The organism is Nonomuraea sp. NPDC050383 (assembly GCF_044459125.1).
In the GTDB taxonomy this organism is placed as follows: Bacteria; Actinomycetota; Actinomycetes; order Streptosporangiales; family Streptosporangiaceae; genus Nonomuraea.
This window is the reverse complement of the sequence record NZ_JBITIP010000032.1, coordinates 15,521-28,644: the sequence shown is the minus strand read 5'-3', so window position 1 is coordinate 28,644 and position 13,124 is coordinate 15,521. Positions and strand designations below refer to the sequence as shown.

Below are 13,124 nucleotides of genomic sequence, written 5' to 3'. Positions count from 1 at the left end.
TTTCCAGGGAGGACGCGTGACGACGCTGAGCCATGAGGCGCATCGGTTCGACTGGCTGATCACGGACTTCGTGCGCAACACGCCGGGCGTGGCGCACGCGGTCGTCGTCTCGGCCGATGGTCTCTGCCTGGCGAGTTCCGAGGGCTTCCCGCCGGACCGTGCGGACCAGCTCGCGGCGGTGTCCGCCGGCCTGCTGAGCCTCACCGTGGGCGCGTCCCGCGTGTTCGAGGGCGGCTCCGTCACGCAGACGGTCGTCGAGATGCAGCGCGGGCTGCTCATCGTGATGGCGATCAGCGACGGCTCGGTGATCACCGTGCTGGCCGCGCCCGACTGCGACATGGGGCTGGTGGCGTACCAGATGACGCTGCTGGTCGACCGGGCGGGCCAGGCGCTGACGCCGGCCCTGCGCGCGGAGCTCCAGGCTGCCAGGACACGGTGAGGCGATGACACTGATGGGAGAGGGTCGTGTACGGCACTGACGGCAACGGGGACGACGAGCCCCTGTTCCGTCCGTACGCGGTGACCGGCGGCCGTTCGGAGCCTCGCTACCACCTCGCGATGGAGACGCTGATCTCGTCCATGTCCATACCGGACGACGAGATGGCCTTGCTGACTCCCGAGCAGGAGGCCATCATGCAGCTCTGCCGTACGTTCCGGTCGGTCGCCGAGATCTCGGCCTTGCTCCGGGTCCCGCTGGGCGTGGCGAGGGTGCTTGTGGCGGACATGTCCGACGAAGGGCTTGTCCGCCTGCACCAGCCACGCCTCAGCCAGGGACAGCCAGACCTCAACATGCTCGAAAGGGTGCTCAGTGGACTTCGCAGGCTCTAGCCCCGGCCTCACGTCGACGAAGATCGTCGTCGCGGGCGGGTTCGGCGTCGGCAAGACGACGTTCGTGGGGGCGGTGTCCGAGATCCTTCCGCTGACCACGGAAGCGGTGATGACCGACGCGTCCGCGGGCATCGACGACCTCGGCATGACCCCCAACAAGCAGACGACGACCGTGGCCATGGACTTCGGCCGCCTGTCGCTCGACCGCGACCTGATCCTGTACCTGTTCGGCACGCCCGGGCAGCACCGGTTCTGGTTCATGTGGGACGACCTCGTGCGCGGCGCCATCGGTGCCGTCGTGCTGCTCGACACGCGCCGGCTGGCCGACAGCTTCCCGGCGATCGACTACTTCGAGGAGGCGAAGCTGCCGTTCGTGGTCGGCGTCAACGGCTGGGACGGGCAGTTCCTGCACTCCGAGGACGAGGTGCGCGAGGCGTTGGCGCTGTCGCCGCACGTGCCGATCGTCCGCACGGACGCGCGTAACCGCGACTCGGTGAAGGCGACGCTGATCTCGCTGGTCGAGCACGTCGTACGGCTCCGCGCCGCGCCGGTCTCCTAGCCCACCGCCACGCCGGCCTTCCGGCCGGAAACCCCCCATTCACCTCCTATTTCACGACATTTCGGGAAATAGGAGGTGAGCGGGTCGTGATCGCCATTACGCTGCTAGGCCCTGTCCGATGAGGAGCCCGACGGGGGCTTCGAGGGGGAGGGGAGTGGACCGTATGGTGTGGATCGCGCTCGCCGTCTCGGCCGTCGCCGTGGCCGTGGCGCTCACCTGGTGGCTACGCCGTGATCGTTCCGCCGCTCAGGACGGCTCTGGAGAGCCCCAGGAGGCCCCTGGGCACGCGTGGGGCCCGGTGCTCGACGCGGAGACCGGGACCGCGTTCACGGAGGGCCTGCGGGCCTTCCACGACGAGGCCGACGCCCCGCTCCTGGAGATCGCCCAGGCCGTGATCGTCACCGCCGGGCCGCCCCGGGCCATCTCGCTCCATCTACTGGCCGAGGCCTTCGCGGCCCGTGGCGAGGCGGCCCTGCACGACCCGGAGGGCACGGTCCGCGACCTCGTCGCCGAGCACGGCGCCGCGGAGGGGCCGGGCGTGCTCCACCTGCGCGCCGGCTGGCTGAGCGGAACGGCGGACGGCATGGACGGCCGGCGCTTCGCCGAGGCCGTCCGCGAGATCGTGTGCGCCCCGCCCTCGGCCGGCATCACCGCCTGGAAGGCCGAGGACGAGGCCGGCCTCCTGCTCCTGACCGTGCGGGCCCCGGCCGAGGGCGACACAGCCGGTGACGCGGAGAACACCGTCATGATCGACCTGGCCCGGGTGCTGGACCGCTACCGGGAGGCGCGCGAGGAGCAGGCGGCCGCGCCCGCGGAGGCGCTGCTGCGCGCCGTCGTGTCCCACGTGGTCGCCTCCGGCGGCCCCGGGCTCACCTGGACCCGGCCGCCCACCGCCGGGCAGCACGAGGTCCTCCTGTCCGCCGCCACCGCCCCGGCGGCCCTGCACTGACCCGGCGGCTCGGTCAGGGGGCGGACGCGCGGCGGGCCACCAGGGCCTCGATGCCGTCCAGGACGCGCTGGAGGCCGAACTCGAAGGCGCGCTCCGCGCTGTAGGCCGTCCCCATGGCCTCGCCCGCCGCCTGACCCACCCGGGTGGCCGTCGGGAAGCGGCTCGCGTCGGCGACGCGGTTGAGGAACGGCGCGTGCGCCGCCCACCACTGGGCATCGGACATGCCGGTCTCGCTCTCGGCCTGCGACGCCTCCACCGCGCCCCGGGCCGTGCCGTGGACGAACCCCGTCACCAGCGTGACCACCGCGTCCATCTCGACGTCCGTCAGCCCGATCCCGTCGAGGGCGCGCAGCTCGTGGTCGTACTTGGCCGTGCCGTTGGGTCCGAGCACCGGGCGGCTGGTCGCCACCTGGGCGAGCCAGGGGTGGCGCAGGTAGAGCGTCCAGTTCTGGCGGGCGATGCGCTCCAGCCGCTCCCGCCACCCGCCGGGCAGGTCCTCGGACCGGTCGATCTCCCCGTACACGGTGTCGAGCATGACGTCGAACAGCTCCGGCTTGCCGGGCACGTACGTGTACAGCGACATCGTCCCGACGCCCAGCCGCTCGGCCACGCGGCGCATGGACAGCGCCTGGAGCCCCTCGGCGTCCGCCACCTCGATGGCGGCCCGCACGATCCGGTCCACGCTCAGGTCGGGCTTGCCCTTGCGGCTGGCGCGCTCGCTGGTCCGCCACAGCAGCGCGAGGCTGCGCGCGGGGTCACCCCTGCCGACGTACTCGGTCGTCACCCTCCGTACGGTACACCGTACGTTGACGGACGCTCCGAGACCCCACCGCCGGAGTGAGTGAGGGTGTGCGGCGGTGGAACGGGACGGGCTCCGTCGGCAGCCGGTCGTGGCCGAGGACGAGGCCGGCGGCCCTCTCGGCGACGATCAGGAGGCCGCGGCCCACCAGCGGGCGGCGACGATCTCGGCGACCAGCGTCTCCGTCAGCAGCGCGACCTCGGGGTCGTCGTCGTGCCGGTAGCGGATCGACGCCGCGGCCCCCGGCACGTCGCCGCCCACCGCCAGCACCGTCGAGCCGCGCTGCCGCACCCAGTCCATGGCCTGCTCGTCGTAGCGGGAGCCCGGGAAGAGCAGGGCGCGGTAGTCGAGGGTCTTGGTCAGGTACACGTCCACGTGCGCCCAGTCCCCGGTCTCGCAGGCGTCGGCGGGGCGGCGCGGGCCCTCGCGGACCATGAGCGCCGACTGCTCGGCCGACGACAGCCGCTCGGCGGGGGCGACGGCGTAGACGCCGTGCGGGCCATCCAGCAGTTCCAGCGCCACGGGCAGCCATTCCTTCCGGCGGTCCAGCAGGTCGGCCGTGGCCTCGGCGGCGCGGCGGACGAGGGCGGGCAGGTCGCGGGCGGTGCCCGTGAGACGCGACTCCAGTGCGAGCAGGAGCGCCAGCGTGTGCTGGAACGTGCGGCAGGAGACGCCGCCGCGCTCCTCGCCCGCCCGCATCGGCACCACCAGGCCGGCGCCCTCGGTCACGGCGGAGCCGGGGGCGTTGGTGAGGGCCGCGAGGAACACCTCGGTGCCGGCGTAGCGGGCGAGCGCGTCGAGCGTCTCCCGGCTGCCGCCCGTGGCCGAGATCGGCACGACCAGCGTGCCGGGGGTGGCGGGGTAGGTGGCGGCGGCCGAGGCGTAGTCGGCGTAGGCGTCGATCCCGGCGGCGCGCAGCCGGAGGGCGGCCACGCCGGCGGCGTACCGGGAGCTGCCCATGCCGAGGAACAGCACCCGCTCGACGTCGCCCGGCAGGCCCTCGAACGGGTCGCCGGCGGCCAGCTCGCCGGCCAGCGCCTCCAGGGCGGCGGGCTTGGCCTCCAGGTCGGCCAGGAACAGCTCGGGGTTCAACGGATCTCCAGGTGATGCTCGGAAGGGTCGGGTCTCGCGGATGTCACGGACGCCGCGTGGGAGCGGCGTCCGCCGGGTGTCTCGGGCGCCGCGTGGGCGGGGTGGTCGTGGGAGGTCATGGGTACCAGGTGCGCAGGACGCCCATCGGGGCGTAGCGCCAGCGCGGCAGGTGGCGGGCCGCGTAGACGAGCTCGCGGCACTCCTGCTCGATCTCGAACGGCCGCAGCAGCGTCTCGTCGAGCAGCTCCGGCCGTCCGCGCTCGGCCAGGCGGAGGCGGTAGGCGGCCAGCATGGCGTCGCGGGTCTCGCGGGCCCAGCGGGCGGCGGCCGCGGGCGGCGTGCCGCGCCTCCTGACGGCGACCTGGGCGACGTGTTCGAGGCTGGTGGCGAGCTGGGCGACGTCGCGGGCGGCAGGCTGGTACGGCTCGGCGCCGGTCACGGTCGGGTTGCCGTCGAAGTCGATCACGGCGTAGCCGTCACGCCAGCGGAGGATCTGGCCCACGTGCAGGTCACCGTGGATGCGGATCTGCGGCGCGGAGCCGGCGGGCCGGTGCAGGGGCTCCAGCTCGCGGCGCAGATCGGCCTCCCGCGCGGCCAGCCACGCGCCGTCCTCGCCGCCGGTCAGCTCCAGCGCCTCCCGCAGCGCCCCTTCCGCCCGCGCCCCGTACCCGGCCGCCGGACCGCGAGACGCCTCGGGCACGGGTCCGGCCAGGCCCGCGGGACGGAGGGCGGACGGGTCGCCGGGGTGGAAGGTGGACAGGGCCGTGTGCAGGTCGGCGGTCAGGCGGCCGAGGTCCGCCGCGAACGCGGCGCGTCCCGCCTCGGCCTCGTCCACGCACCACTCCCACCCGTCGCGCGCCCCCGGCAGGTAGCCGGTCACGAGTGCCAGCAGCAGCACCTGGCCGGACTTTTCGTGAAGTGTCAGGGCGGCGAACGGCGGGGCGATCTCCCGGAAACCGGTCGCGGCCAGGTGCGCGAGGACGTCAGGAGCGGGATGCGGCATCGGCGCCGGGGGTGTCAGCCACTTGACGACGACCCGATCACTCACCACCACCGAATAGTTTGTCTGATCGACGTGCTCTCCGAAGTCGCGTTCGACCGGGACCCCGGTGTCGGCGGCGGCTTCGCGGTGCGAGAGGCTGGGCAGCGGGCCGAGCCGGCGTACGGCGAAGGGTGCGGGCACGTCGTCCGCCAACGACGCGACGAGCGCAGCTGTGAGGCCGCGGTCCCGCTGGGTGAGGGGATTCTCACCCACGGAGATCAACCGGTCCCATATTGAATCGGGATTCAACAGCATGACCAAACTTCCAGGTGGCAATGTCCGCAAAAGTCTTGCTCATGTTGATTTCTGCTGCAACACTCCTGCTCTGGTCTGCCGTGTCCGTTGGTCGCGCGACCCCTCGTCCCTTGTCATCAGAAGGAGTAGCGGCCTTGTCCCGATTCCGGTTCACCCGTCGTCTTCCGGCCGTCGTAGCGGTGGCCGGCCTCGCGCTCGCCGTGGCGGCGTGCGGTGGTGAGTCGTCGAGCAGCGGCGCGGGTTCGGCGGCGAAAGCAGAGGCCGACCAGCTCAACCCCAACGCGGACCTGAGCAAGCAGTCGGTCAGCATCACGGTGTGGGACGGCTACACGCCGGAGGAGCTGCCCGTCAAGGTCAAGGAGAAGCTCAAGGTCACCGACCTGAAGGTCACCCTGCACGCCACCAACGAAGAGGCGATGACCAAGCTCACCGCCGGCGGCGACAGCGGCATCGACGTGGCCTTCGTGTCCGGCCAGTACGCCCAGGCGCTCAACGAGCAGGGCCTGCTGGAGCCGATCCACCCCGAGCTGATCCCCAACCTGTCGAACCTCTACCCCGAGGCCACCCAGCTCTCCTACGACAAGGGCAACAAGTACTCCGTCCCCTACACCTGGGGCACGACCGGCATCTGCTACCGCAGCGACCTGGTGAAGGCCGAGCCGAAGAGCTGGAACGACATCCTCAACCCGCCGTCCTGGGCCGACAAGAAGGTCACCATGATGACCACCGAGCGCTGGCTGGCCCTGCCCGCGCTCAAGTCGCTCGGCTACTCGGTCAACACCGACAAGGACGACGAGATCGCCAAGGCCAAGGAGCTGCTCGTCAAGGCCAAGTCGCACCTGCTCGGGTACGACGACACCACGTTCGGCGACAAGCTGAAGAGCGGCGAGGCCATCATGGTCGAGGCGTGGGACGGCTGGTGCCCGACGACCGACGAGAAGCAGAACATCAAGTTCGTCGTGCCGAAGGAGGGCAGCGACCTCTGGGTGGACACCATGGTGATCATGAAGTCCTCCAAGAACAAGGAGGCCGCGCACGCCTTCATCAACTACATCCTCGACCCCGAGATCCACAGCTGGGCGGCCGAGAACATCAACTACAAGGTGCCCAACAAGGCCGCCATGGACCGGGTGAACCCGCCCAAGGGCTCCCTGCTCGGCATCAAGCCCGCCGAGCTGCTCAACGGCGAGTCGATCATCGACCTGGGTCAGGCGTCGACCAAGTACACGCGCCTGTCGACCGAGGTCACGGCGCAGTGACGCAGTGATGTCCCCGGTAAGGACCCGGCCGGCGACCGCCCTCAGGGGCCGGCGCCGGCTGGGCGCGTTCGTCTTCCTCACCCCCGGCCTCGCCTATCTCGTCGTGCTGCTGCTGGTGCCGCTGGCGCTGGTGCTGAGCTACGTCTTCTTCCAGCGCGGCCGCTTCGGCGGGGTGGTCTACGAGTTCACCACCGAGAACTTCTCCCGCCTGATCGACCCGCTCTACCTGCGGGTGCTCGGCCAGTCGCTGGAGATCGCGGCGCTGGCCACGCTCATAGCGCTCGCCCTCGGCTACCCCACGGCCTACCTGATCGCCCGGCTGCCGCGGAAGTGGAAGACGGTCGCGCTCGTCGCGATCGTGCTCCCGTTCTGGACGAACTTCATCATCCGCATGTACGCCTGGATCATCCTGCTCAACGGCCCCGGCCTGGTGAACTCGGCCCTGAAGAGCCTCGGCCTCGGCCCGTTGGAGCTGCTCTACAACAAGGGCGCCATCGTCGTCGGCCTGGTCTACTCGTACCTGCCGCTGATGGTGCTGCCGCTGTACGCGGCCATCGAGAGGCTCGACCCGCAGCTGCGCGAGGCGTCGGCGAACCTCGGCGCGTCCCGGCTGACCACCTTCCGCAAGGTGACGCTGCCGCTGACCGTGCCGGGGGTGATGACGGGGTGCCTGTTCGTGTTCGTGCCGAGCTTCGGCAACTTCGTCATCCCGGAGATGCTGGGCGGCGGCAAGTCGATCATGGTGGGCAACCTGATCCGCACGGAGTTCCTCAAGGCGCGTGACTGGCCGTTCGGCTCAGCGCTGACGCTCGCGCTGGTCGCGGTGCTCATCGTGCTGCTCCTGGTGCAGGCATGGGCGGCGCGCCGTGCGTAGGTCGAGGCTCCTGTACGTCCCGTTCTGGGTGACGATCGTCTTCCTGTACGCGCCGATCGCCGTGGTCGTCGCGATGTCGTTCAACTCCGGCAAGTCGGCCTACACCTACGAGGGCTTCAGCCTCAAGTGGTACGGCGTGCTGGCCCAGGACCAGCGGGTCCTCGACGGCCTGCTGAACACGCTGATCGTGGCGGCGGGCTCCACCGTGATCGCCACGGTGCTCGGCACGCTGCTGGCCGTCGGCCTGGCCCGGCACACCCGCTCCCGCACGCTGGACGCGGTCGCGCTCATGCCGGCCGTCCTGCCGGACCTCGTGCTCGCGATCGGCCTGCTGCTCTTCTACGGTCTGATTCAACTCACGCTGGGCCTGTACTCGGTGATCCTCGCGCACGGCGTGTTCGCGATGGCGTTCGTCGCGGCGGTGGTCCGCACCCGCCTGACGAACACCGACACGTCGCTGGAGGAGGCCTCGCGCGACCTCGGCGCGGGACCGGTCACCACCTTCATGAGGGTCACGCTCCCGCAGCTCACCCCGGGCATCGTGGCGGGCGCGATGCTGGCGTTCACGTTGTCGCTCGACGAGTTCGTGATCGCCTTCTTCACGATCGGCAACCTCCAGCAGACGCTGCCGATCGTCATCTACTCGATGATCCGGTTCGGGGTGACCCCCGAGATCAACGCGCTCGGCGCGATCCTCCTGCTGGTGAGCTTCACCGCGGTGATCGCGGGCCAGCGCATGACCAAGATCGGCGAAGCACGTGCTCAAGATTGACGGCATCACCCGCAGGTTCGGCCAGGTCACCGCGCTGGACGGCGTGTCCCTGGAGATCGGGCAGGGCGAGTTCTTCGCGCTGCTCGGCCCCTCCGGCTGCGGCAAGACGACGCTGCTGCGCATCATCGCGGGGTTCGAGACGCCCGACGACGGCACGGTGACGCTCGACGGCGACGACCTGCTCGCGCTGCCGCCGAACCGGCGGCCGATCAGCCTCATGTTCCAGTCGTACGCGCTGTTCCCGCACATGACCGTGGCCAAGAACGTGGCCTACGGCCTGGAGCGGGAGAAGCTGCCCCGCGAGGAGATCCGGCGGCGCGTCGGCGAGGTGCTGGAGACCGTGGGCCTGTCGGCGCACGGCGACCGCAAGCCGGCGCAGCTGTCCGGCGGCCAGCGCCAGCGCGTCGCCCTGGCCCGTTCCATCGTCAAGCGGCCCCGCCTGCTGCTGCTCGACGAGCCCCTGTCGGCGCTGGACAAGAAGGTCCGCGCCGACATGCAGCTGGAGCTGAAGCGGCTGCAGCACGAGGTCGGCATCACGTTCGTGGTCGTCACGCACGACCAGGAGGAGGCCATGTCGCTGGCGGACCGGATCGCGGTCTTCGACAGCGGCAGCGTCCGGCAGGTGGACGAGCCGGTCGCCCTCTACGAGCGGCCGCGCAGCCCGTTCGTCGCGGGCTTCGTCGGCGCCAACAACCTGTTCCGGGGAACGGCCCGCACGGGCGGGGTGGACGCGGGCGAGCTCGGGGAGCTGGCCGGGACCCCGCTGGAGGAGCTGGAGGAGGGCGCCGCCGCGCTGCTGTGCGTCCGGCCCGAGCAGATCGTCCTCCACCGGTCCGGCGACCCGGCCGACGAGAACGCCGGCGACGCCGAGTCCGGGGAGCCCGTCGAGGGGCTTGAGGGCAGCGTGCTGGACGTCAGCTTCTACGGGGGCGTCTCGCACCTCTCGGTGGAGGTGCCGGGCCACGCCAAGCCGGTGCTGGTGGCCGTGCAGGGCGCCAGCGCCGTGCAGCCGGGCGCCAAGGTGCGGCTCGGCTGGGACGCCGGTGACGCCGTCGTCATCCCCGCCACGCCATGACCGCCCCACAGAGAACCGCCCCCCGGAGAACCGGCCCCATCGCGACGGGCTCAGTGCACCAGGTCGTTGCCCGTCGCCGTGCGCGCGTAGGACAGGATCAGCTCGGCCGCCTCCTCGGGGCCGATCACCGGGTGCCTGGCCGTGATGCGGTAGCCGTAGGCGTCCTCCAGGGCCACCAGGTTGCGCGCCAGCGACTGCGAGTCGCCGCTCAGCCGGAACACCCCGAGCGCGGAGCCGGTGTCCAGGATCGACTGGTACATCGACACCTGCCGGTCGTACAGGGAGGTGAGCAGCACCCCGTAGACCCGGTTGCGGCCGGCGGCGCCGCCGAGCTCGTTGAGCAGGCGCACGTCGGGGTCGAGCGGCCCGGTGGGCAGCCCGGAGCGGATCGTCATGACGAGCTTCTTGACCGGGTCGGTCACGGTGGAGAGCCGGCGCAGCCGCTGCTCGTAGAAGCGCTCCATCCCGGCGTGCTGCGCCTCGACCAGCAGCTCGCTGAGGTCGGGGTAGTGGTAGAGCACGGCGCCCGAGGTCAGGCCCGCCTCCTCGGCGACGTGCGAGAGCTGGACGCCGTCGATGCCGTGGCGGATGATGGCGCGGCGCGCCGCCTCGATCAGGTCGATGCGCCGGTCGGTGCGGCTCTTGCGCTGGGCCATGCTCACCACCTCGTTCCCCCGAGCTGTTCGCCTCCCATTCAGGAAGCCGTGACCATAGTGCCTTGAAGTTGACCTTTACGCTAGATGAGTATTTGAATTCACGTTCAACTAGTTCGCCCCCTCCGGAGTAACGTGATGTCTCTCACGATCCTGTTCATGCCAGAAAGCGCCTACGGGCCCACCAACAACTGCATCGGCATCGGCGACATCCTGCGCCGCCGCGGCCACCGCGTCGTCTTCGCCGCGGAGGCCTCCTGGAAGGGCAAGCTGGAGGCCCTCGGCTTCGAGGAGGACCTGGTCGACCTCGCGCCGCCGGCCGAGGAGGAGCAGGACGCGGGTCAGTTCTGGAAGGACTTCATCCGCGAGACCGCGCCCGAGTACCGCAAGAGCACGCTGGAGCAGCTGGAGACGGTCACCAAGCCGATCTGGGAGTCGCTCATCGACGGCGTGAAGTACTGCGAGCCGCGCCTCAAGGAGATCATCGAGCGCGTCCAGCCGGACGTCATCGTCGAGGACAACGTCATCACGTTCCCGGCCCTGCTCACCGCGGGCCGCAAGTTCGTCCGCATCGTCTCCTGCAACCCGCTGGAGGTGCGCGGCGAGAACGTCGCGCCGGTCTTCTCCGGCCTGCCCGCGGACGACCGCGGCGAGTGGGACGCCTTCCGGGCGGAGTACGAGCGCACCCACCGCGAGCTGTGGAGCGCCTTCAACGAGTGGAGCGTCGAGCAGGGCACCGAGCCGCTGCCCGACCTGGACTTCATCCACGAAGGCGACCTGAACCTCTACGTCTTCCCGGAGATCCTCGACTACACGGCCGAGCGTCCGCTGGGCCCCACGTGGCACCGGCTCGACTCGTCTGTCCGGGAGACCGACGAGCCGTTCGAGCTGCCCTTCCCGCGGGGCGAGGGCGCGCTGGTCTACTTCTCGCTGGGCTCGCTCGGCTCCTCCGACGTGGAGCTGATGCAGCGGGTGATCGACGTGCTGGCCACCACGCCGCACCAGTTCATCGTCTCCAAGGGCCCGCTGCACGAGGAGATCAAGCTGGCCGACAACATGTGGGGCGCCGAGTTCGTGCCGCAGACGAAGATCATCCCGCTCTGCGACCTGGTCATCACCCACGGCGGCAACAACACCACCACCGAGGCGCTGCACTTCGGCAAGCCGATGATCCTCCTGCCGCTGTTCTGGGACCAGTACGACAACGCCCAGCGCGTCCACGAGCTCGGTTACGGCGTCCGGCTGTCCACCTACGCCTTCGGCGACGAGGAGCTGACGGGTGCGCTCGACCGCCTGCTCGGCGACACCGAGCTGCGCGCCCGGCTGGAGGCCGCGGGCGAGGAGATCCGCCGCCGCGACGGCCTGCGCAAGGCGGCCGACCTCATCGAGCGGCTCGGCCAGGAATAACGGCTCGGCCAGAAATAACGGCTCGGCCAGGAACGACGACCGGCAAGCAGTAACGGCCGGTCGGGAACAACGACCGGCCAGGAACAACGGCGGGTCAGGAACAACGGCAGGTCAGGAACGACCGGCCAGGAACAGGAACCATGCGCGAACTGATCAACCCGGCGACCGGCGCCCCCACGGACCGCGTCCCGGACACCACCGTCGAGAACGTGGCGCGGATCGTGGGCGAGGCCCGCGCCGCCTTCGCCGAGTGGGCCGAGGCGACCCCGGCGGAGCGCGCGCGGCTGCTGTTGCGCGTGGCGGACCTGGTCGAGGCCGACGCCGACGAGCTGACCCGGCTGGAGGTGGAGGACACCGGCAAGCCGGCCGCCGTCGTACGCGACGGCGAGCTGCCGTTCGCGGTGGACAACCTGCGCTTCTTCGCGGGGGCGGCCCGCTCGCTGGAGGGCACGGGCGCCGGGGTGTTCAGCCGCGGCTACACCTCGATCATGGTGCGCCGGCCGGTCGGCGTCGTCGCGTCGATCGCGCCGTGGAACTTCCCGCTGGTCATGGCCGTCTGGAAGCTCGGCCCGGCCATCGCCGCGGGCAACGCGGTGGTGATCAAGCCCGCCCCGCAGACGCCGCGCTCCACGCTGCGGCTGGCCGAGCTGTTCGCCCAGGCGGGCGCGCCGCGCGGCCTGGTGCAGGTCGTCACGGGCGACGCCGAGGTGGGGGAGGCACTCGTCACCGACCCGGGCGTGGACATGGTCAGCGTCACGGGATCGACCGAGACGGGCCGGGCCGTCATGACGGGCGCGGCCCGGACGCTCAAGCGGGTGCACCTGGAGCTCGGCGGCAAGGCGCCCGCGCTGGTGTTCGACGACGCCGACCTGGCCGCGATGGCGACCGGCGTGGCGATGGGCGCGACGTACAACACGGGCCAGGACTGCACGGCGGCCACGCGTGTCTACGTCGACCGGCGCGTCCACGACGAGGCGGTCGAGGCGATCCGGGCGACTCTTGCCGAAATCGTGACCGGAGATCCGTGGGACCCCGCCACCGACATCGGACCGCTGATCTCGGCGGCGCACCGCGACCGCGTGCACGGGTTCGTGCAGCGTGCGGGCGGTCGGGTGCTCCACGGCGGCGCTCCCGCCGAGGGTTCCGGGTTCTACTACCCGCCGACTCTGGTGACCGGGGTAGATCAGAAGAGCGATATCGTACAAGGAGAACTTTTCGGCCCCGTCCTCGTGGTCCTCCCCTTCGACGGCGAGGACGAGGCCGTCCGGCTCGCCAACGACACGCGCTACGGCCTGGCCTCCTCGGTGTGGTCGCGCGACGTCGCCCGGGCGATGCGGGTCTCGCACCGTCTCGACGTGGGCGTGACGTGGGTGAACGACCACCTGCCCATCGCCAGCGAGGCTCCGCACGGCGGGGTCAAGGGCAGCGGGTTCGGCAAGGACATGAGCCAGGAGGCGGTGCAGGAATACTCGGTGACCCGTCACCTGATGGTCAAGCACGCGGCGCCGGCGGAGCGAGACTCGTTCCGGCCCGCCTGAGAAAGACGCGCGGTGATATGCG

Annotated in this window: 14 protein-coding genes; 10 read left to right on the top strand and 4 right to left on the bottom strand. The window is 71.0% G+C overall.

Annotation, left to right across the window (positions count from 1 at the left end):
• Positions 1–16 precede the first annotated feature (16 nt).
• The 4 genes from ACIBG4_RS41440 to ACIBG4_RS41425 all read left to right on the top strand — a co-directional run bounded on the left by ACIBG4_RS41440 (position 17) and on the right by ACIBG4_RS41425 (position 2,336).
• Positions 17–439 (top strand): roadblock/LC7 domain-containing protein, encoded by a 423-nt coding sequence (locus tag ACIBG4_RS41440; protein ID WP_175595573.1) that lies wholly within the window; start codon positions 17–19, stop codon positions 437–439.
• 26 nt (positions 440–465) lie between these two features.
• On the top strand, positions 466–828 hold the full coding sequence (locus tag ACIBG4_RS41435) for a DUF742 domain-containing protein (protein ID WP_310710685.1): 363 nt from the start codon (positions 466–468) through the stop codon (positions 826–828).
• A complete protein-coding gene (locus ACIBG4_RS41430; RefSeq protein ID WP_310710686.1) occupies positions 809–1,387 on the top strand; it encodes an ATP/GTP-binding protein in 579 nt (192 codons plus the stop codon). The genes ACIBG4_RS41435 and ACIBG4_RS41430 overlap by 20 nt, the downstream gene beginning before the upstream one ends.
• Positions 1,388–1,541: 154 nt before the next feature.
• A complete protein-coding gene (locus tag ACIBG4_RS41425) occupies positions 1,542–2,336 on the top strand; it encodes a hypothetical protein (RefSeq protein ID WP_397208037.1) in 795 nt (264 codons plus the stop codon).
• A gap of 13 nt (positions 2,337–2,349) precedes the next feature.
• Here ACIBG4_RS41425 and ACIBG4_RS41420 read toward each other — a convergent pair whose 3' ends face one another.
• The 3 genes from ACIBG4_RS41420 to ACIBG4_RS41410 all read right to left on the bottom strand — a co-directional run bounded on the left by ACIBG4_RS41420 (position 2,350) and on the right by ACIBG4_RS41410 (position 5,482).
• The gene (locus tag ACIBG4_RS41420; protein ID WP_397208035.1) at positions 2,350–3,120 is read right to left on the bottom strand and encodes a TetR/AcrR family transcriptional regulator; all 771 of its coding nucleotides are present in this window, start codon (positions 3,118–3,120) and stop codon (positions 2,350–2,352) included.
• A 144-nt stretch (positions 3,121–3,264) separates the two neighbouring features.
• Positions 3,265–4,227 (bottom strand): SIS domain-containing protein, encoded by a 963-nt coding sequence (locus ACIBG4_RS41415; protein WP_397208033.1) that lies wholly within the window; start codon positions 4,225–4,227, stop codon positions 3,265–3,267.
• 115 nt (positions 4,228–4,342) lie between these two features.
• Positions 4,343–5,482: a hypothetical protein gene (locus ACIBG4_RS41410; RefSeq protein WP_397208031.1), complete on the bottom strand. Its 1,140-nt coding sequence runs from the start codon at positions 5,480–5,482 to the stop codon at positions 4,343–4,345.
• 176 nt (positions 5,483–5,658) lie between these two features.
• Between ACIBG4_RS41410 and ACIBG4_RS41405 the strand changes: the two genes are divergently transcribed.
• From ACIBG4_RS41405 to ACIBG4_RS41390, 4 genes are read left to right on the top strand one after another with little or no spacing between them, the layout of a single operon-like run.
• Positions 5,659–6,783 (top strand): spermidine/putrescine ABC transporter substrate-binding protein, encoded by a 1,125-nt coding sequence (locus tag ACIBG4_RS41405; RefSeq protein ID WP_397208029.1) that lies wholly within the window; start codon positions 5,659–5,661, stop codon positions 6,781–6,783.
• Between the two features lie 7 nt (positions 6,784–6,790).
• Positions 6,791–7,657: an ABC transporter permease gene (locus ACIBG4_RS41400; RefSeq protein WP_397208027.1), complete on the top strand. Its 867-nt coding sequence runs from the start codon at positions 6,791–6,793 to the stop codon at positions 7,655–7,657.
• The gene (locus ACIBG4_RS41395; RefSeq protein WP_355447416.1) at positions 7,650–8,429 is read left to right on the top strand and encodes an ABC transporter permease; all 780 of its coding nucleotides are present in this window, start codon (positions 7,650–7,652) and stop codon (positions 8,427–8,429) included. Before ACIBG4_RS41400 ends, ACIBG4_RS41395 begins: the two co-directional genes overlap by 8 nt.
• A complete protein-coding gene (locus ACIBG4_RS41390; protein WP_397208025.1) occupies positions 8,416–9,504 on the top strand; it encodes an ABC transporter ATP-binding protein in 1,089 nt (362 codons plus the stop codon). The genes ACIBG4_RS41395 and ACIBG4_RS41390 overlap by 14 nt, the downstream gene beginning before the upstream one ends.
• 50 nt (positions 9,505–9,554) lie before the next feature.
• Here the strand turns inward: ACIBG4_RS41390 and ACIBG4_RS41385 are convergent, their stop codons facing one another.
• A complete protein-coding gene (locus ACIBG4_RS41385; protein WP_310710695.1) occupies positions 9,555–10,160 on the bottom strand; it encodes a helix-turn-helix domain-containing protein in 606 nt (201 codons plus the stop codon).
• A 156-nt stretch (positions 10,161–10,316) separates the two neighbouring features.
• Here ACIBG4_RS41385 and ACIBG4_RS41380 point away from each other — a divergent pair, with 156 nt between their 5' ends.
• The gene (locus ACIBG4_RS41380; RefSeq protein WP_355447410.1) at positions 10,317–11,564 is read left to right on the top strand and encodes a glycosyltransferase; all 1,248 of its coding nucleotides are present in this window, start codon (positions 10,317–10,319) and stop codon (positions 11,562–11,564) included.
• A 140-nt stretch (positions 11,565–11,704) separates the two neighbouring features.
• On the top strand, positions 11,705–13,102 hold the full coding sequence (locus ACIBG4_RS41375) for an aminobutyraldehyde dehydrogenase (RefSeq protein WP_397208022.1): 1,398 nt from the start codon (positions 11,705–11,707) through the stop codon (positions 13,100–13,102).
• Positions 13,103–13,124: the final 22 nt, after the last annotated feature.